Here is a 17,259-nt window from a genome sequence, read left to right as displayed (position 1 = left end):
ACGCCAGAGCCATAATGGCGCTATGAAAATTCAGTTTCCCAACATCGGAATCGTAGGCACCGGCGCCATGGGTCGGGGCATTGCACAGATCGCCGCGCAGGCCGGCAGCCAGGTATTTCTGCTGGACGCCAACCCCGGCGCAGCCCAGGCGTCCCAGGCCGCCCTGCAGGAGCAGTGGGCCAAACTGGTGGCCAAGGGCCGCATCGAGGCCGACGAGGCCACGGCCCTGGCCGCGCGGCTGCACCCGGTGCATGCGGTGGCCGACCTGGCGGGCTGCGATCTGGTGGTCGAAGCCATCGTGGAGCGCCTGGATGTCAAGAAGACGCTGTTCGCCGAGCTGGAAGCCGTGGTGCGCAGCGACGCGGTGCTGGCCACCAACACGTCCTCGCTGTCCGTCACCGCGATTGCCGCGGGCCTGCAGCGGCCCGAGCGCCTGGCGGGCTTTCATTTCTTCAACCCCGTGCCGCTCATGAAGGTGGTCGAGGTGATCGCCGGCCTCAAGACCGATGCCGCCGTTTGCACCGCGCTGGCGGCCTATGCCAAGCAGATGGGCCACACCCCCGTGCAGGCGCAAGACACGCCGGGCTTCATCGTCAACCACGCCGGGCGCGGCTTTGGCACCGAGGCGCTGCGCATCGTGGGCGAAGGCGTGACCGATTTCGCCACCATCGACCGCATCCTGCGCGACCAGGTGGGCTTCAAGCTCGGGCCCTTCGAGCTGATGGACCTGACGGCGCTGGACGTGTCGCACCCGGTGATGGAATCCATCTACCGCCAGTACTACGACGAGCCACGCTTTCGGCCCAGCGTGATCACCGCGCAGCGCCTGGCCGGCGGCATGGTGGGCAAGAAGGTGGGCGAAGGTTTCTACAAGTACACCGACGGCGCAGCCCAGGTGCCCGCCGAGCCGCCCGTGCCGGTGGTGGCCGACATTCCCCCCGTATGGGTATCGCCCCGCGCCGCGCGGCGTGCCGAGCTGTACCAGTTGCTCAAGGAACTGGGCGCGAACATCGAAACCGGCCAGTCGCCTTCGCCCCACGCCCTCACACTGGTCGCGCCGCTGGGCTTTGACGTGACCACCGTCGCCGTGGTCGAGCGGCTGGACCCGGCCCGCACCATCGGCATCGACATGCTGGTGGAGGACGCCGCCACCAAGCGCCGCGTGCTCGCCACCAACCCGGCCACGCGCGTCGACATGCGCAACGCGGCGCACGCCCTGTTCGCCCGCGACGGCAAGGCCGTGAGCGTGATCCGCGACAGTGGCGGCTTTGTCACACAGCGCGTGGTGGCCACCATCGTCAACATCGCGGCCGACATCTGCCAGCAGGGCATCTGCTCGCCCAAGGACCTGGAAACCGCCGTGACCCTGGGCCTGGGCTACCCGCTGGGCCCGCTGGCCATGGGCGACCGCTGGGGCCCGACCAACATCCTCGAGGTGCTGTTCAACATGCAAACGGTGTACGGCGACACCCGCTACCGCCCCAGCCCCTGGCTGCGCCGGCGCGGCGCCATCGGCCTGAGCCTCACGCACGTAGAGGAATGAGGCACTCCGGTTCTGACCGGATGCCTCAGCAGTCGTTACAGCCACCGCCCCCACTGTCCACCAGGTCACGCACATGCCCGCAGAACTCAAGAGCACCAGCCAGGGCCAGACCCTGATCCTGACCCTCAGCAATCCCGAACGGCGCAACGCCATCGACCCGTCGATGTACGCGGCGGGCATCGAGGCGCTGAGCGTGGCCGAAGGCAGCGCCGACATCCGCAGCGTGATCATCACCGGCTCGGACGGCATGTTCTGCTCCGGCGGCAACCTGCAGCGCCTGCTGGCCAACCGCCAGCAGCCACCCGAGGTACAGGCCCAGAGCATCGAAGGCCTGCACAACTGGATCGAGACCATCCGCACCTACCCCAAGCCCGTGATCGCAGCGGTCGAAGGTGCAGCGGCCGGTGCGGGTTTTTCGCTGGCGCTGGCCTGCGACTTCATCGTGTCCGCGCGCAACGCGGTGTTCGTGATGGCGTACAGCAACGTGGCGCTGTCGCCCGATGGCGGCGCGAGCTGGAGCCTGTCGCAGGCCCTGCCCCGGCAGGCGGCCACCGAGATCCTGATGGGCGGCGACCGCATCGGCGCCGAACGCCTGCACGCGCTGGGCGTGGTCAACCGCGTGGCCGAGCCCGGGGCGGCGCTCGATGCGGCGCTGGCGCTGGCCGAGCAGCTCAATGGCAAGGCGCCCAACGCGCTCGCCAGCATCAAGGAGCTGCTCAACGACGCGCCCGGTGCCAGCCTGACCCAGCACCTGGGCCACGAGCGCGACCACTTCGTGAAGAACCTGCACCACCTCAACGGCGGCGAGGGCATCACCGCCTTTTTGGAAAAGCGCGCGCCGCGCTACGAGTGACCGCGCGCCCTGCGCCGCGGCGGTGTCCGCGCCGCGTGCCAAGCACTCCACAAGCCCCTGCGTGCCCCGTCGGCACCCAGGGGCTTTTTTCTGCGCGCACGTGCAGACGCGCAGGTGACAACCCTGACGCAGCGCGAAGGTCCCTCACGCGACAATGGTCCTGTTTCTAGTCACGCAAAAGACAGGCCATGGACGACCCGATTCTTACTATCGAAGAACGTGAAGCGATCAACTCAGGTCGCTGGTTTTCATCCCTTTCACCTTCGCTACGCCACGACATCCTGCGATGTGCATACGTCAAACGCTTCAAGGACGGCGGCCTCATCGCCGCCCGCGGCGACCCGCCCGAGGAGTGGATTGCCTGCGCGCGCGGTGCGGTGCGGGTGAGCTCCACCTCCATATCAGGCAAGCAGATCACGCTGACCTATGTGGAGCCGGGCATATGGTTCGGCGACGTGGCGATCTTCGACGGGGACCGGCGCACGCACGATGCCTATGCACATGGGGACACCACGATCCTGTGCGTGGCCAAGGCCGACTTCAAGAAGATCCTCGCGGCGCACACCGAGCTGTACGAAGCCATGCTGCGCCTGCATGCACGGCGCATACGGCAGCTGTTCGGGCTGGTGGAAGACCTCAACACCCTGCCCCTGCGCTCGCGCCTGGCCAAGCAGCTGGTGCACCTGGTGCGCAGCTACGGCGTGCCCAGCCTGTCGGACGGCAGCGAGATGCGCATCGGCCTGCAACTGGCGCAGGAAGAACTGGCGCAGCTGCTGGGTGCGTCGCGCCAGCGGGTGAACCAGGAGCTCAAGGCCATGGAGCGCGAGGATGCCATCCGCATCGAGCCGGGCGGCCTGGTGGTGCGCGACCGGGAGGCGCTGATGCGCATTGCCGAAACCGACAACTGAAGAACGACAACACACCCCTCGCCCACCCATGAGCAACTTTGACCATTTCGTGGGCACCCGGCCCGTCTCCGACCAGCACGCGTTCGACATCGACACGCTGACGGCCTGGCTGGCACAGCACATGGAGGGCTTTGCCGGCCCCCTGACGGTGGAGATGTTCAAGGGCGGGCAGTCCAACCCCACCTACAAGCTCATCACGCCCACCACCAGCTACGTGATGCGGGCCAAGCCCGGCCCGGTGGCCAAGCTGCTGCCCTCGGCCCATGCCATCGAGCGTGAGTTCGCGGTGATGAGCGGCCTGTACGGCACCGACGTACCCGTGCCCCGCATGTTCGTGCTGTGCGAGGACGAATCGGTCATCGGCCGCGCCTTCTACGTCATGGAATGCATGCAGGGCCGTGTGCTGTGGGACCAGTCCCTGCCCGGCATGGCCCCCGCAGAGCGCGCCGAGATCTATGACGAGATGAACCGCGTGATCTCTGCGCTGCACAGCGTGAAGTTCGCCGACCGGGGCCTGGCCGGCTATGGCAAGCCCGGCAATTATTTCGACCGCCAGATCGGCCGCTGGAGCAAGCAGTACGTCGCGTCGGTCACGCAGCCCATCCCCGAGATGGACAAGCTCATGGAATGGTTGCCCGCCCACATGCCCGCCAGCGCGCGGGACGAGGGGCACGTGTCCATCGTGCACGGCGACTACCGGCTCGACAACCTGATGTTCCACCCCACCGAGGCGCGCGTGATCGCGGTGCTCGACTGGGAGCTGTCCACACTGGGCCATCCGCTGGCGGACTTCAGCTACCACTGCATGAGCTGGCACATCCCCGCCGCCATGGGCCGCGGCATCGCCGGGCAGGACCTCGCGGCGCTGGGCATCCCCGACGAAGACAGCTACATCCGCCGTTATTGCGAGCGCACCGGCATCGCTACGCCCGACGCACTGCGCGCCGACTGGAACTTCTACCTGGCCTACAACATGTTCCGCATCGCGGCCATCCTGCAAGGCATTGCCAAGCGGGTGGAGGCTGGCACAGCGTCCAGCGCGCAGGCCAAGGCCTCGGGCGACACGGCGCGGCCCATGGCCGAGCTGGCGTGGTCGTTCGCGCAGCGCGGATGAAGACCACACCCAAGCCCGCACCGAAACCCACGCGATAGCGCGGCACCGACGCCGCCCTGACGATCCCACGATTACCAACGGAGACGACACCCATGGACTTTGACTACTCGCCCAAAACCAAGGAACTGCAGTCCAGGCTGCTCCAGTTCATGGATGACCACATCTATCCGAACGAGGTGGCGTACAAGAACGAGCTGATCGCCAACACCGCGGCCGGCAAGCGGTGGACGGCTCTGTCCACGATCGAGAACTTGAAGCCCAAGGCCCAGGCCGCCGGTCTGTGGAACCTGTTTTTGCCGGTGGACAGCGCCGCAGCCTCGGGCTACGACGGTGCAGGCCTGACCAACCAGGAATACGCGCCCCTGGCCGAGATCATGGGCCGCGTGCCATGGGCGAGCGAGGTGTTCAACTGCTCGGCGCCCGACACCGGCAACATGGAGACCATCGCCCGCTACGGCGACGAGGCCAACAAGGCCCGCTGGCTCAAGCCGCTGCTCGAAGGCAATATCCGCTCGGCCTTCGCGATGACCGAGCCCGACGTGGCATCGAGCGATGCGACCAACATCGAAACCCGCATCGACCGCGACGGCGACGAGTATGTGATCAACGGCCGCAAGTGGTGGATCTCCGGCGCGGCCGACCCGCGCTGCGCGGTGTTCATCACCATGGGCAAGACCGACCCCGAAGCGCCGCGCCACTCGCAGCAGAGCATGGTACTGGTGCCCGCAGATGCCAAGGGCATCACCATCATCCGCCCGCTGAACGTGTTCGGCTACGACGACGCGCCGCACGGCCACGTCGAGATGACCTTCGAGAACGTGCGCGTGCCCGTCTCCAACATTCTGCTGGGCGAAGGCCGCGGTTTTGAGATCGCACAAGGGCGCCTGGGCCCTGGACGCATCCACCACTGCATGCGCTTGATCGGCCTGGCCGAGCGCGCGCTGGAGCTGATGTGCAGACGCGCCTCGTCGCGCGTGGCCTTCGGTAAGACCGTGGCGCAGCAGACCGTGACGCAGGAACGCATTGCCGAAGCCCGCTGCAAGATCGACATGGCCCGCCTCTTGACCCTGAAGGCCGCCTGGCTGATGGACGTGGCCGGCAACAAGGTCGCCAAGACCGAGATCGCCATGATCAAGGTGGTGGCCCCGAGCATGGCCTGCCAGGTCATCGACTGGGCCATGCAGGTGCACGGTGGCGGCGGCATGAGCGACGACTTCCCGCTGGCGTATGCCTACGCCGGTGCGCGCACCCTGCGCTTTGCCGACGGCCCGGACGAGGTGCACCGCAACGCGATCGCCAAGTGGGAGCTGGGCAAGTACGGCGCCTATGGCCGCGATGCGGGTGTGCCGATCACTCGCGGAAGTTAAGTAAACACCCCCTGAGCCGCTTCGCGTCTTCCCCCTCTCTCGCGCTGTGCGCGGGAGGGGGACGCACCCGGTGGCCTGGCGAAGCCAGTTCCACGGGTGCACTGGCCGGGGGCGTGCCAGTTTCAGAGGGCAAGGGCGTACGACACCAAACAACACGGGGCCACAGGCCCCGTTTTTGTTTTGCAGCGAGAGTGTGCGATGTCAGCGGCCGAAACCCGCCTCGTCATCCGGCCCCGCCACCGACATGGGGGGCAGGTTTTGCAAGGCTGCCTGGCCGGCGACCAGCAGGAGTTGCTTGGCGTGCGCGATCTCGGCCAGGCTGCGCTGGGTGTGTTCCAGGCGCAGATAGACCTTGCCGCGCGCGAGCATCAGCACCATGGGGGATTTGGCGCGTTCGGCACCGCCCTCGCCTTCCACCGCGTTGAGCAGCTGCGAGACCACGGGCGCGTGGATCCAGCGCTGGGCCTGCTCGATGCGCTCGGCGACCACGGTGAAATGGTCGCGGAACGAGGTCGGCAGGCCGGGCCAGGTCACTTCCTCGTACATCGACAGCCATCGCATTTCTTCGGGCAGGCTGGTGCTGATGGCCGTCTGCAGGGTGTCGGTGATCTCGTCGTAGGCGGTGCGCTCCAGCACCTCCTGCAGGGGTCGGTTGATCACCATCACCGCGGCGTCAGGGTCGGCGCCCACGTCGGCGCGGCCGCGCAGCTCCAGGCCTTGCACGTAGTCGCGCGTGGGCGTGCTGCACTCGAGCCGCCAGGGGTGGCCGTGGATGTCGCCGCCCAGGTCGAAATGCCCGTCGGTGGCGTGGGCGACGATGGGCAGGCGCTGGTCCGCCGCCCAGCGGGACACATCCCGGTTGGTCACAGGCCGGCCGGGGGCGCCCAAGGAGCCAGTGGCGCTGAATGCTTTGCGGAGACGGTCAAACATGTTGGGCCGAAGCACAAAGCTTCGCAAGAGTCACAGGTGCAGGCATTATTGAGGGCATTGCAGTGGATAGAAAGCCCCCCTGAGTCGCCTGGCGGCGCCTTCCCCCGAGGGGGACGCACCCGGTGGACTGGCGAAGCCAGATCCACGGGTGCACGGGCCTGGGGCATGCCAGTTTTGGCGGCTGTGCGTGTAGACACGCTTTTTGGATGAGAACATGTATTCTGGATCTGTGAACCGCCGTTTTGCTCTGAATGCCCTGGCGGCTGGTGGCGTGCTGGCAGCCGTGCCCGCGGCCGCTGCGCCATTGCCCCAGGATGCCTCACCCACGGCGCGCCGGCTGGTGCGCTGGGCCACCGATACGGCCGACCACCAGGGCCTGCCGTTTGCCGTGATCGACAAGCCTGCCGCTCGCATCCATGTGTTTTCGGCACAGGGGCAGTGGCTGGGCAGCTCGCCGGTGCTGCTGGGCGCGGCGCTCGGCGACCGGTCGGCGCCGGACATCGGCCAGCGCCCGCTGTCGCAGATCCGCCCCGAAGAGCGCACCACGCCCGCTGGGCGCTTCGTCACCGAGCCCGGGCGCAATTTGAAGGGCGACGACATCGTCTGGATCGACTACGACGCCGCCGTGTCGCTGCACCGGGTGCGCAGCGTGAGCGCCGCCGAGCGCCGCCACCAGCGCCTGGCCAGCCAGGGTGCGCAGGACAAGCGCATCAGCTACGGCTGCGTGAATGCGCCCGAGGCGTTCTACAACCAGTTCATCGCACCGCTGTTCGGCCAGTCGCGGGGCGTGATCTATGTGCTGCCCGACACGGAGCCGTTTGCTACCATTTTTGTAGCTGCTAGCGCTTACTAGTCAAGCGGTAGCGGCATTTTTCAATCAAATTCCGGCGCGCGCAGCGCAGTGGCCCGCACGACAGCCCCGGCAGAACCACTGTCAAACACCCGGCTCAGGCGCTGGCAGGCTCCAGCTTGAACACCGCACGCCGCTCGCCCACCGGCAGCCCCTTGGCATTGAAGATGCGTGCGGACCGGCGCGGGGCCAGTGCCTCGCGCTGACTGGCATCCAGCCAGCCGAGCTGGTCCATCACCTCCACGGCAGCCGCCACCTGCGCCACCATGTTTCCGTCCATGACCTTGAGCGCAAAGGCCTCGCCGCGGCTGCGGCTGCCCGCCACCTGCACGCCGTCAGCGCCGGTCTTGGACACCCAGTCGCCCTGCCCCACCTGCATGAACTGCAGGTCGTGCCGCCCGGTGCCAGAGCCCAGCTCTGGCCGCGCGACCATCGCGTCGGCGAGCGTAATCAGGCTGCCGTGCAGGTCAGTGTCCGGCGCGCCGCCTGCCAGCCGCGCATAGCCCCGCGCCAGGTGGGCCAGCGGCATGGCGTAGTTGGGCGCCGAGCAGCCGTCTATGCCCATGGGCATTTGGTCGGGCGCCAGGCCCACAGCCTGCCCCACATGGTCGCGAATAGCTACCTGCAGCGGGTGCGCCGGGTCCAGGTGCCCCTGTAGCGGCAAGCCTTGGTGCACGCAGTGCGCCACAAAACCCGCGTGCTTGCCGCTGCAGTTGTTGTGGCGCTCGTCGGGCACGAAGCCTGCGGGCAGCGTGCCCAGCCCCAGCTCTGCGAACAGCGGCCGGTGGCAGCCGCACTGCAGTGCGTGGTAGTCCTTGCCCACGCTGGCCAGCATGCGCTCGGCCTGCTGCACGTGCATCGGTTCGCCATTGTGGCTGGCGCACAGCAGCGCCAGCTCGCCCTGGCCCCAGCCCAGTGCGGCGGCGCCGCCTGCCTGCATGAACGGCAGCGCCTGGAAGGCTTTGATGGTGGAGCGGGTGAAGGTGACGGTGTACGGATCTCCCACCTGCGCCAGCACCCGGCCATCGCGGTTGGCCACCGCCACGGCACCCCAGTGCTGGCACTCGGTCAAGCCGCCGCGGCTGACGTCGATCAACGGTACGAAACCCATGGATTCTTCCTTGCAGGCCGCGTCACTTCGCAGCGGTGTCGGGGGTCAGCGTGAGCGTATGCACCCAGCGTGCGGGCTCGCGCTGCAGCACGCGGTAGCCGGTGGCCGCCCAGGTGGCGCTCATGTCGCGGTAGCGCGGCGAGAACACCAAGCCGCTCTGGCCCGTCTGGTAGATGAAGCGCGACTGCTCCAGGTCGGCCAGGTCGTACACCGCGCGCAGCGATGCCGCATGGCGGTTGACGAACGGGCCGCTGGCCTCGCCCGCGTTGTACTGGCCCACGTTCACCGTGTAGCCATCGCCATGCGAGGGCACGCTCACGTCGAAGAAGCGGGCCAGGGCCGGCACGTTGCCAAAAGGCCGGTGCACGCTGAGCGCGGGGTGTGCCGCGCCCCAGCGCCACTGCGCCGGGTCTGCGCCATAGTCCGCCTGCAGGCGGTCGAGCGCACGGCCCAGGGCGGCGGCGGACTGCTCGGCGCAGGTCGCGGGCTGGCACCACCAGGTGTCGTTGCGCTCCAGGATGCCCTCCAGCGCCGCGCGGTAGTCGCGCTTGCCATAGGTGGCGGTGAAGCGGTCTTCGCCGATGCGCGGGACGATGAGGCCGCGGGCCAGCTCGTCCGTCCAGGCGGCGAAGATCAACGGGGCCGGCTTGTTGGCGTCCATCAAGCCATCGAAGCCCAGCAGCTGTTTCTGCGCTGCGGCTGCCAATGCATGGGATGACTGTGCCTGCTGCAAGTACGGCAGCAGGCGGCGCGCCGCGAGCGATGTGATGTCGCGGTGAATGGCCTGCATGCTGGCCGCATCGTGCCTCGGCGTGGCTTCGATCAATTGTGCGATGCGGTCGTAGCGGTAGGGCAAGGCCCAGTCCTGGGTCAGGAAGTGCGGGTAGCCGGGGGCCGTCACGCGCTGGTTGGCCGTGGCGATCCATCCCTTGCTGCCGTCGTCCTGCGGGGTCTGGTCGTACGGTATCCAGCCCTTCCAGTCGTAGCGCGCATCCCAGCCCGGCGACGGGGCCACGCCGCGGATGTCGTTGGCGGCATCGCGCAGCGGCGCGCGGCCTGCGGCCTTGAAGCGGATGGTGCCCTGGTCGTCGGCCGCCACCACGCTCTGCATGGGCGAGTGGTAGTGCTCCAGGCCCGCAAACAGCTCGTCCACGCTCTTGGACTGGTTGGTCTTGAAGCCCGCCACCACCGTCTGGTTGTCGTCGTCCAGGGCGCTCCAGCGCAGCGCCAGCACGTACTTGCCCAGGTCCAGCACCTCGGCGTGCGACTTCTGCGCGTCGCTCAGCACCGGGCCGTGCCGCGTGCTGCGCAGCGGCACCTGCACATCGGCCTCGCCCTTGACGCGGATGGTCTCGTTGCGCACCGTGAACGGCGCCCAGCCGTCGGGCGTGCGGTACTGCGTGGGGTCGGCGGGGTTGATCTGCTCCAGGTACAAATCCTGCACATCGGGGCCGGTGTTGGTAAAGCCCCAGGCGACCTTGTCGGTGCGACCCAGCACCACGAAGGGCAGGCCCGGCAAGGTGGCACCCACGGCGTCGATGGGCGCAATCGGCGTGCCGTCGGCGGCCTTGCCCGCCGGTGCCTGCAGCCCCGCGAAGTACCAGATGGCAGGGGCGGACAGGCCCAGGTGCGGGTCGTTGGCCAGCAGCGGCTTGCCACTCACGGTGCGCGTGCCGGCAATCACCCAGTTGTTGCTGCCCTTGCCTTCGTTGGTGCCTGCGTTGCGGGTGAGCTCGTCGGCCCAGGCCAGCATACTGGCGCTGATCTGGCGCGACAGCGGGCCTGGGTGATTGCCGCTTGCCGCCGCATTGGTGGCTGCGGTGGCGGTGACTACATTGCCCTGCCCGGCCGCGGTGGGCCCTGCACCGGCGGCCCGGTACACGCCCAGCTGGCGGTACAGCGCTGCCAGGTCTGACGATGCGGCGGGCTTTTCGCCAGGGTATGGCGGCATCAGCTGCCACAGCCTGTCGGTGTCGAGCGTGCGGGCAACAGACAGGCGCGCGAACTCGGTGCCCCAGTTGCCGCCCAGGTCCAGCGCCATCATCAGCGCCCAGCCCACGCTGTCTTCAGGCTCCCACACGGCACCCCGGTCGCCCCCGGGCTTGGCGCCCAACAGCAGAAATTCCGGCGGCAGCACCTGCGGGCGCTTTTTGTGAAAGGCGTGGATGCCCTGGCTGTAGGCCTGCAGCGCCTCCTTGGCGTACAGCGGCAGCCCGGCGTACTGGCGGCGCGCCACGCCCATGATGTCCAGGGAGCGCATGAGCTTGTCGGTCTCCAGCGTGGCGGGGCCGAACACTTCGGACAGCTCGCCGTGCATCACGCGGCGGTTGAACTCGAGCTGCCAGGTGCGCTCCTGCGCGTGCACATAGCCCATGGCAAACCACGCATCCTGCGGGGTCTGGGCCCGCACATGGGTCACGTCGGCCGCATCGCGCTGCACCTGCACCGGCTGCGCCAGGCCCGCCACGCTGAGCTTGCCGTCCAGCGCCGCAAAGCTGCGCTGCACATACACCGCTGCGCCGGTCCCGGCGAGCAACGCCACCGCCACCAGGCCGACGGCGGTCCGCTTCATCCATGCCATATTGATCTGTCTCCGATACTGTCTTGAAGGGGCCGGCGCGGCGGGTGCGCGCATGCCGAAAGAGTGGCCCGGCCGTCAACCCAGGTGGACGTTCGCACCTGCGACCTGGAAGTTCATGACCGGCGCGCTGGGCTCGTTGAACGACACGCCCAGCGCGATGCGCCCCGTGCCGTGCAGGATGCACGCATCGCGCCGAAGGCGCACCGGGGCATCGCTGCCGTCAAAGCGCACCCAGGTGCCGAAGCTGCTCATGTCGGTCAGCACGAACCCGCTGTTGCGCCAGTCGATGCGGGCATGCAGGCGCGACACGCGCGGGTCGTTGATGCACAGCTGCGCGTGGTTGGCCCGCCCCACATGCACGGGCGCGTCCGACGAGGTGAAGGACATGTCGACCCCGTGCCACGAAAACTGGATCTGCCCCAGAATGGAATCGGCCGGCGCAAAGCTGCTGACCAGCGCGGCCTGCATGGTGAGGGAGTCGGGTGCTTCGTCTTCGCGCCATTCCACGTGGTAGAGCATGAGCGACTCGGCCTTGCCGCGGATCTCCATCATGCCCAGCTTGCGGTACCAGACGTCGGGCCCGGCCCCTGCCAGCAGCACGGTGGTTTCGGTGGCCCAGATCTCGGCGGGGCCGGCGCGCTCACACAGGCGCGACGCGACGTTGACGGCATCGCCATAGCAGTCACCGTCCACGTCGATGACTTCGCCGCTGGCCACACCCACCCGGATATCCATGCGCAACGGCTGGGGCCAGCGGTCCTGCCGCAGCTTGTGCTGGCGCAGCATGGTGGCCATGGCCGCCACACCGCTGGCCGCGTCGCCGAACACGCCCAGCACGCCGTCGCCCAGCGACTTGACGACCCGCCCTCCGTGGGTTTGTATGGTGGTGCTGATCCGTTGCGTGACCTGCGTTACCGCCTCGGCGGCCCGCTCGTTGCCCAAGGCTTCGTACAGCGCCGCACTGCCCGATATGTCTGCGAAGACCATCGTTGAGAGCACACTCATGAACGCTGGCCTATTAGTAACATCATGTGAATCAGTTTAGACCAAGCTTTCTTTTGACGCACAGGGAAAAGCGTCAACAATGGTTGCGGCGACCTGCGCGGCCCGAGGCGCCGCAGGGCGATGAAACCACCCGGCGCTTTGACGCAACGTGCCATGCCCAACGCGATACAGGTTGCCCCGCAGTCCTGCACTCCACCCGGCGCGTTGTGTGAATGCTCAGCCTCCAGTGACCCGAATGGAGGAAAAGTTCGCAATAAAGCGGGCTGATTTGTTGTCTTTACGCAAAACGAGGAGCACTCCCCTTGCGCCGATGGGTGCTCCCGCGTAATTTGGCCGGCCCTGTTACATAAACCCTTCACGCGCACCCGCCATGCGGTTCAACAAGCCCAACCTTCGCAACAACCTGCACGACCTGCTCGGCCGTGACAAGCCGTCGTCCACGGCGTGGGTGCGCGACCAGGGCCTGGAGGACGTGCGCCGGGCCATGCTGCAAAGCCTGATGGGCACGACAGGGTGCGAAGTCGCCCGGATGAGCATGCGCCTGCGCTACGCCGCGGACATCGAGGCGCTGTGGTACCTGCGCATCGACCTGTTCAAGACGCTGCTACTGCTGCGCGGCGACATCAGCGCGCAGCGGACCATCGATGAGCTCACCATCCTGTTCCAAGGCCAACTGCCGCGGTCGCCGCGCCCGCCGCAGGCGCCCCATCTGCCGCCCATGCACTGAGCGCCGCGCAAGCGCTCAGCCCTCCAAGGCCAGCGTCAGCTCTGGTGCCCCCAGTAGATCAGCGCATCGCGCTCTTCCACCGACAGCGACACCGTGGCGCCCACGGGCAGCAGGACCTTGGTCTCCACATGGCCGAACGGCAGGTTGGTCAGCACCGGCGCCTTGATCTGCGTGCGCAGCCAGTCCACCACCGACTGCAGCTTGTAGCCCTTGTCGTGCGGCGCAAGCTTGAAGTTGGTGAACTGCCCCAGCACCACAGCCTTTTGCTGGGCCAGCACCCCGGCGTGCAGCAACTGGGTGAGCATGCGCTCGATGCGGTAGGGATGCTCGTGCACGTCTTCGATGAACAGAACACCGCCCTTGATGGCCGGCAGGTACGGCGTGCCCACCAGCGAGGCCAGCACCGCCAGGTTGCCGCCCCACAGCGTGGCGCTTTTCACGTACACGTTGGGCACTGCGGGCTTGCCGGTGGTGGCGTTGGGCTTTTCCTTGTTCATGCGCCAGCCCGTGCCTTCGCCGTGGCCGGTGAGCAAGTCGTCGAAACAGGCTTCCATGATGTCGTCCGGTTCGCCCGCTACGCCGAAGTCGGCGCCCAGCGACGGGCCCGCCCACGAGGTCGCGCCGGTCTTGGCCAGCAGCGCCATCTGGAACGCCGTGAAGTCGCTGACCCCTACGAAGCGCATGCCGCCCGCGATGGCCTTGGCCACCGCCTTGTAGCGAATGCCCGGCAGGATGCGCGACAGGCCGTAGCCGCCGCGCGAGATCAGCGCCACATCGGCGCCGCTGGCCGCCGCGCGGTGGATGGCGGCCAGGCGCGTGTCGTCATCGCCTGCAAAGCGGGTGTGCGTGGCCAGCGCGTCCACATCCACCTCCACCTCATGGCCCAGCGCCTTCAGGCGGGCGATGCCGCGCTTGAACGCGGCCTTGTCGCGCACGGCGCTGGAGGGCGAGTAGATGTAGATGTGCTGGGGGCCGTGGTCGTGGCTGCACTCGGAATGGTCGTGATCGTGTGCGTGGTCGTGCAAAGCGCTCAGGCCGTGAAGCGGCCTGCTCCGTCAAAAAGAGGGGTCGTGCGGGGCCAGGTCAGCCGGCAGAGCGGCCGGCCCCGGGAAACGAGAAGTATTCCACAGCCTGCCGGGCGATCGCGCCGCCCTGCTCCTGCACGAAGTGCCCGGCGTCTGGCAGCACCGTCGGCGCGGGGCAGCCGCGAATGTGGCGGTGCAGCCCGTGCATGGTGGCGGGTCCCAGCACCGGGTCCCGCGCGCCGATGACCATCAGGCTCTGGCCCTGCCACTGGTGCTGCCAGAAGTCACGCGCCTGGCGGGACAGCGCCGCGCCGGGCGCATCGGTGCGGTCCGGCACGCGCTCGGGGAACGCGCGCAGCGCGGCGCGATAGCCCTTGTCCGGAAACGGCGCGTCGTACGCCGCGCATTCGGCGGCGGTCAGGTGCGGGTTGCCGCGTGCGAGCAGGCGCCCCACGCCGTACAGCGGCTTGTCGCGGCACATCGCGCGCCAGTCGACAAACCCGTCAGGCAGCGGCGCATCGCCCGTGGCCAGCACCGTGTTCATCACCAGCAGGCCCGCAAAACGGTCCGGGCAGGCCATGGGCAAGGTCAGCCCCAGAATGCCGCCCCAGTCCTGCACCACCAGCACCACGTTGCACAGGTCAAGCCGCTCGACCAGCTCCAGCAGCACCTGGCGGTGCCACTCGAACTGGTGCACGGCCTCTTTCTTGGGCTTGTCGCTCTTGCCGAAGCCGATCAGGTCGGGCGCCACCACGCGGTCGCCCGCGGCCACAAACACCGGCAGCATGTGCCGGTACAGGTAGCTCCAGGCCGGATTGCCGTGCAGGCACAGCCAGGTGCGGGGCGCATCCGCCGGGCCTTCGTCCACGTAGTGCATGCGCAGGCCCGCCAGGGTAGGCAGGTCGCTGACGTACCGGGGTGCCCACGGGTAGCCCGGCAGATCGGCAAAGGCGGCATCGGGCGTGCGCAGCGCATCGTCGCGCAAAGGGTGGCGGGCCCGTGCATCGGCGCGCTGCTGGCTGCGCCGGGCGCCGAAGAAGCCGGTGAGCAGCGCGCTGCATTCGGCCGCCAACACCCCGCCCTGCACGCCGGTCTGGTGGTTGATGGCGGTGTGCGCAAACAGGTCCAGCACCGAGCCTGCGGCGCCAGTCTTGGGCTCCGTAGCGCCGTACACAACCCGCGCTAAGCGCGCATGCAGCATGGCGCCGCTGCACATGGCGCAGGGCTCCAGCGTGACGTACAGCGTGCAGCCGTCGAGCCGGTAGTTGCCCAGGCGCTGCGCCGCAGCCCGCAGTGCCACGATCTCTGCGTGGGCCGTGGGATCGTGGGACTGCACGGGGGCATTGCGGCCGGTGGCAATCACCTGGCCATCCTTGACGACCACGGCGCCCACGGGCACCTCGCCCGCGTCGAAGGCGGCCTGTGCCTCGGCCAGCGCCAGGCGCATGCCGTCTTCGTCGCTCGACACTGCTGCGGCTGTCATGTCCGCATCACTTGTCGGCTTCAGGGAGGTTTTGGGTGCGCTGCTTCATGATGTCGTCGAGCTGCTGCTGGACTTGCTGCTGCACCTGCTGGCTTTGCTCGCGCACATTGCCCGTGGGGTTGATCACGGGGGCCGACGCCCCGGTGCCCGGCGCAGGCGCCTGCTGCAGCGCAGCGGCCGGCGCGCGCGTGGCCGACAGCTGTTTCTTGGCCACGATACCGACGATGCCCAGCACCACGACCAACCCGACCAAACCGAACAATCCCCGCATGCCTGTGCTCCTGATGCTGTGCAGGCCTGCACTGTAAACCGGGATGCCCCGCCAACCGTCGGCAGCGGCGCATTCGGCGAAGGCGGCGGCTGCGGCGAGAGCGCCACCCGGTGGGGAAGCGCTCACCGCCACGCAGAGCTTCAGTTCAGCGCAACCCGGTTGCCGTCCTTGTACGTGTACAGCGTCACGGCAGGCGTGGTCAGCTCGCCCTTGGCGGTGAAGGCGATGTTGGCGGTCACGCCTTTGTACTCGGTCTTGCCGATGAAGGGGATGTACACCTTGGGGTCCACCGAGTTGGCGCGCTTCATCGCGTCGGCCAGCACCATGGCGGCGTCGTAGGCGTAGGGGCTGTAGATCTGGAACTGGCCGGGGAACTTGGCGTCGTAGCGCTTCTTCCAGTCGGCGCCGCCCTGCATCTTGTCGACGGACGCTCCGCCCGTGGCGCAGGTCACGTTCTTGAGCGCGGGGCTCTTGCCCGACAGCTCGGGCAGCTTTTCGGTGCACAGCGCGTCGCCGCCGAAGAACTTGACCTGCCCCAAGCCCAACTGCTCCATCTGGCGCAGCATGGGGCCGGCCTGCGCATCCAGGCCGCCGTAGAAGATCGCGTCGGGCTTCTTGTTCTTGATGGAGGTGAGGATGGCCATGAAGTCGGTGGACTTGTCGTTGGTGAACTCCTCGCCCACCACCTTCAGGCCCTTTTGCAGCGCGGTGGCCTTGAACACCGAGGCCACGCCCTGGCCGTACGCCGTGCGGTCGTCGATGATGGCCACGGACTTGAGCTTCAAGTGGTCGGCGGAGAAGATCGCCAGCGCCGCGCCCAGCGCGCTGTCGTTGGCGATCAGGCGGTAGGTGGTCTTGTAGCCGGGCTTGGTCAGGTCCGGGTTGGTGGCCGCCGCCGTGATGTGCGGCACGCCGCACTTGTCGTAGATGGCGGCTGCAGGGATGGACGTGCCCGACTGCAGGTGCCCCACCACGCCCGCCACCTTCTGGTCGCACAGCTTTTGCGCCACGGCGGTGGCCTGGCGCGGGTCGCCCGCGTCGTCTTCGGCCGCCAGCTCGAACTTGATCTTCTTGCCGCCGATGACCAGGTTCTGCGCGTTCAGGTCGTCGATGGCCAGGCGCACGCCGTTTTCGGTGTCCTTGCCGATGTGGGCGATGCCGCCCGACACGGGGCCTGCGTGGGCGATCTTGACGGTCTGGACGTCCTGGGCGAGAGCCGCTTGGGCAGCCGCAGCGCAGGCTGCGGCGATGGTCAATTGCACGAAGGGGCGGGAAGCACGGCGAAACACGTTGGAAGTCTCCAGAAATAGAATGGTGGCAAAGGGTCAAGCCCGGCACCATGCACCACCTTGGGGCACAGCGCGGCCCCGCATCCTAGCCACCTGAGACGCTGTTGGCGCATAAATGCTATGTAAACATAGCAAGTTGGCGGGTCATTAAGCGGGCTAATAGTGGCAATACCGCACTCGGACCTGCGCATCCGGATGCCCC

15 protein-coding genes are annotated in these 17,259 nt (G+C 67.9%); 7 read left to right on the top strand and 8 right to left on the bottom strand.

Annotated elements, in window-relative coordinates; translation table 11 throughout:
* Nucleotides 1–22 precede the first annotated feature (22 nt).
* From ACSQ3N_RS10675 to ACSQ3N_RS10655, 5 genes are all read left to right on the top strand, one after another.
* Entirely contained in the window at nucleotides 23–1,543 is a 1,521-nt protein-coding gene (locus ACSQ3N_RS10675) for a 3-hydroxyacyl-CoA dehydrogenase (RefSeq protein ID WP_436146208.1), read from the top strand.
* A gap of 73 nt (nucleotides 1,544–1,616) precedes the next feature.
* On the top strand, nucleotides 1,617–2,396 hold the full coding sequence (locus tag ACSQ3N_RS10670; RefSeq protein WP_436126400.1) for an oxepin-CoA hydrolase, alternative type: 780 nt from the start codon (nucleotides 1,617–1,619) through the stop codon (nucleotides 2,394–2,396).
* A 188-nt stretch (nucleotides 2,397–2,584) separates the two neighbouring features.
* Nucleotides 2,585–3,304 carry a Crp/Fnr family transcriptional regulator gene (locus tag ACSQ3N_RS10665; RefSeq protein ID WP_056421251.1) on the top strand — a complete coding sequence of 240 codons (720 nt, stop codon included), beginning with the start codon at nucleotides 2,585–2,587 and terminating at the stop codon, nucleotides 3,302–3,304.
* A gap of 28 nt (nucleotides 3,305–3,332) precedes the next feature.
* Complete coding sequence (locus ACSQ3N_RS10660; RefSeq protein WP_436146207.1) at nucleotides 3,333–4,418, top strand: phosphotransferase; 1,086 nt, start codon at nucleotides 3,333–3,335, stop codon at nucleotides 4,416–4,418.
* 92 nt (nucleotides 4,419–4,510) lie between these two features.
* On the top strand, nucleotides 4,511–5,785 hold the full coding sequence (locus ACSQ3N_RS10655; protein ID WP_436146206.1) for an acyl-CoA dehydrogenase family protein: 1,275 nt from the start codon (nucleotides 4,511–4,513) through the stop codon (nucleotides 5,783–5,785).
* 201 nt (nucleotides 5,786–5,986) lie between these two features.
* On the opposite strand, the gene ACSQ3N_RS10650 is transcribed toward ACSQ3N_RS10655, so the two are convergent.
* The gene (locus ACSQ3N_RS10650) at nucleotides 5,987–6,715 is read right to left on the bottom strand and encodes a hypothetical protein (RefSeq protein WP_056421248.1); all 729 of its coding nucleotides are present in this window, start codon (nucleotides 6,713–6,715) and stop codon (nucleotides 5,987–5,989) included.
* Between the two features lie 214 nt (nucleotides 6,716–6,929).
* Here ACSQ3N_RS10650 and ACSQ3N_RS10645 point away from each other — a divergent pair, with 214 nt between their 5' ends.
* Nucleotides 6,930–7,568, top strand: a complete 639-nt coding sequence (locus ACSQ3N_RS10645; protein ID WP_436146205.1) for a hypothetical protein — start codon at nucleotides 6,930–6,932, stop codon at nucleotides 7,566–7,568.
* Between the two features lie 94 nt (nucleotides 7,569–7,662).
* Here ACSQ3N_RS10645 and ACSQ3N_RS10640 read toward each other — a convergent pair whose 3' ends face one another.
* The 3 genes from ACSQ3N_RS10640 to ACSQ3N_RS10630 all read right to left on the bottom strand — a co-directional run bounded on the left by ACSQ3N_RS10640 (nucleotide 7,663) and on the right by ACSQ3N_RS10630 (nucleotide 12,262).
* Entirely contained in the window at nucleotides 7,663–8,676 is a 1,014-nt protein-coding gene (locus ACSQ3N_RS10640) for an asparaginase (protein ID WP_056168088.1), read from the bottom strand.
* A gap of 22 nt (nucleotides 8,677–8,698) precedes the next feature.
* Nucleotides 8,699–11,257 carry a penicillin acylase family protein gene (locus tag ACSQ3N_RS10635; protein WP_056168085.1) on the bottom strand — a complete coding sequence of 853 codons (2,559 nt, stop codon included), beginning with the start codon at nucleotides 11,255–11,257 and terminating at the stop codon, nucleotides 8,699–8,701.
* A gap of 75 nt (nucleotides 11,258–11,332) precedes the next feature.
* Entirely contained in the window at nucleotides 11,333–12,262 is a 930-nt protein-coding gene (locus ACSQ3N_RS10630) for an adenylate/guanylate cyclase domain-containing protein (RefSeq protein WP_436146204.1), read from the bottom strand.
* Between the two features lie 370 nt (nucleotides 12,263–12,632).
* On the opposite strand from ACSQ3N_RS10630, the gene ACSQ3N_RS10625 reads away from it, so the two are divergent.
* Entirely contained in the window at nucleotides 12,633–12,989 is a 357-nt protein-coding gene (locus ACSQ3N_RS10625; protein WP_056168081.1) for a hypothetical protein, read from the top strand.
* Nucleotides 12,990–13,024: 35 nt separating this feature from the next.
* Here ACSQ3N_RS10625 and ACSQ3N_RS10620 read toward each other — a convergent pair whose 3' ends face one another.
* From ACSQ3N_RS10620 to ACSQ3N_RS10605, 4 genes are all read right to left on the bottom strand, one after another.
* A complete protein-coding gene (locus ACSQ3N_RS10620; RefSeq protein ID WP_436146203.1) occupies nucleotides 13,025–14,014 on the bottom strand; it encodes an LD-carboxypeptidase in 990 nt (329 codons plus the stop codon).
* Nucleotides 14,015–14,072: 58 nt separating this feature from the next.
* Complete coding sequence (tadA, locus tag ACSQ3N_RS10615; RefSeq protein ID WP_436146202.1) at nucleotides 14,073–15,497, bottom strand: tRNA adenosine(34) deaminase TadA; 1,425 nt, start codon at nucleotides 15,495–15,497, stop codon at nucleotides 14,073–14,075.
* 7 nt (nucleotides 15,498–15,504) lie between these two features.
* The gene (locus ACSQ3N_RS10610; RefSeq protein WP_056168072.1) at nucleotides 15,505–15,768 is read right to left on the bottom strand and encodes a hypothetical protein; all 264 of its coding nucleotides are present in this window, start codon (nucleotides 15,766–15,768) and stop codon (nucleotides 15,505–15,507) included.
* A gap of 140 nt (nucleotides 15,769–15,908) precedes the next feature.
* The gene (locus ACSQ3N_RS10605) at nucleotides 15,909–17,057 is read right to left on the bottom strand and encodes a branched-chain amino acid ABC transporter substrate-binding protein (RefSeq protein WP_369817154.1); all 1,149 of its coding nucleotides are present in this window, start codon (nucleotides 17,055–17,057) and stop codon (nucleotides 15,909–15,911) included.
* Nucleotides 17,058–17,259 lie beyond the last annotated feature (202 nt).

The organism is Acidovorax sp. LjRoot194 (genome assembly GCF_964253015.1).
GTDB lineage: Bacteria > Pseudomonadota > Gammaproteobacteria > Burkholderiales > Burkholderiaceae_C > Acidovorax.
The sequence above is the reverse complement of the archived record's forward strand: the minus strand, read 5'-3'. Positions and strand labels throughout refer to the sequence as shown.

Coding starts and splice junctions, on each gene's coding strand:
- ACSQ3N_RS10675 (WP_436146208.1), top strand. CDS start 23: ATGAAAATTCAGTTTCCCAACATCGGAATCGTAGGCACCGGCGCCATG.
- ACSQ3N_RS10670 (WP_436126400.1), top strand. CDS start 1,617: ATGCCCGCAGAACTCAAGAGCACCAGCCAGGGCCAGACCCTGATCCTG.
- ACSQ3N_RS10665 (WP_056421251.1), top strand. CDS start 2,585: ATGGACGACCCGATTCTTACTATCGAAGAACGTGAAGCGATCAACTCA.
- ACSQ3N_RS10660 (WP_436146207.1), top strand. CDS start 3,333: ATGAGCAACTTTGACCATTTCGTGGGCACCCGGCCCGTCTCCGACCAG.
- ACSQ3N_RS10655 (WP_436146206.1), top strand. CDS start 4,511: ATGGACTTTGACTACTCGCCCAAAACCAAGGAACTGCAGTCCAGGCTG.
- ACSQ3N_RS10650 (WP_056421248.1), bottom strand. CDS start 6,715: ATGTTTGACCGTCTCCGCAAAGCATTCAGCGCCACTGGCTCCTTGGGC.
- ACSQ3N_RS10645 (WP_436146205.1), top strand. CDS start 6,930: ATGTATTCTGGATCTGTGAACCGCCGTTTTGCTCTGAATGCCCTGGCG.
- ACSQ3N_RS10640 (WP_056168088.1), bottom strand. CDS start 8,676: ATGGGTTTCGTACCGTTGATCGACGTCAGCCGCGGCGGCTTGACCGAG.
- ACSQ3N_RS10635 (WP_056168085.1), bottom strand. CDS start 11,257: ATGGCATGGATGAAGCGGACCGCCGTCGGCCTGGTGGCGGTGGCGTTG.
- ACSQ3N_RS10630 (WP_436146204.1), bottom strand. CDS start 12,262: ATGAGTGTGCTCTCAACGATGGTCTTCGCAGACATATCGGGCAGTGCG.
- ACSQ3N_RS10625 (WP_056168081.1), top strand. CDS start 12,633: ATGCGGTTCAACAAGCCCAACCTTCGCAACAACCTGCACGACCTGCTC.
- tadA (WP_436146202.1), bottom strand. CDS start 15,497: ATGACAGCCGCAGCAGTGTCGAGCGACGAAGACGGCATGCGCCTGGCG.
- ACSQ3N_RS10610 (WP_056168072.1), bottom strand. CDS start 15,768: ATGCGGGGATTGTTCGGTTTGGTCGGGTTGGTCGTGGTGCTGGGCATC.